The organism is Vibrio sp. 811 (assembly GCF_033339195.1).
In genome coordinates, this window is the sequence record NZ_JAWOUB010000616.1 from 1 (window position 1) to 601 (window position 601).

At 47.4% G+C, this 601-nt stretch carries 2 protein-coding genes; both read right to left on the reverse strand.

From position 1 onward, the window contains the following. The coding region (locus R7Q46_RS28415; protein ID WP_318078473.1) for a TrmH family RNA methyltransferase at positions 1-290 on the reverse strand (290 nt) is incomplete at its 3' end. A gap of 57 nt (positions 291-347) precedes the next feature. Beyond that, the coding region (locus tag R7Q46_RS28420; protein WP_318078474.1) for an ACT domain-containing protein at positions 348-601 on the reverse strand (254 nt) is incomplete at its 5' end.

A 601-nucleotide genomic window follows, 5' to 3' on the forward strand; every position in this document is an offset into this window, starting at 1 on the left:
AAGTTGGTCACCAATACTTGCATGCCTTGGGCTTTGAGCTCGGTAATGGCGGTTTCAATCGAGTTGTGAGTTTCTACTTCAACCCAGTTACGAGCACCTGCAGAAGTGTGGGTTAAAGTGCGCATTTTATCAGGCCAGATAGCATGAACTTTGTGTAAGCCCGTGGCGTCAGCCGTACGAATAACGGCAGAGACGTTGTTAGGTTTGTGAACCTCTTCTAGGCACAATGTAAGGTCGGTTTGGCGTGCTTTCAGCACCTGATGGATACGGTGGTAACGTTCTAAATTCATAGTAAATAAATAGGGTATAAAAAAATCGCCACCCAGTGTGAGTGGGTGGCGATGAGTTTAGTTCTTTCTTCGTCTGACTCGGGTCGCCTGCGGCATCGCTTTGATTTTTCGCATGATACCTGCAAGGTGGACACGATCTTTGGTGGTCAGTAGAACGGTGACAGTATACAGTCGGCCATCACGTTCTTCGGTCGACAGGCCATGGATATTGGAGCCTGTTTTTGAAATCACGTTGGTCAATTCTGCCAGAGCACCTTGGTGGTTGAGCATGTCGACTTTCAGTTCTGCGATAAACTCTTTGTCGTAATCGT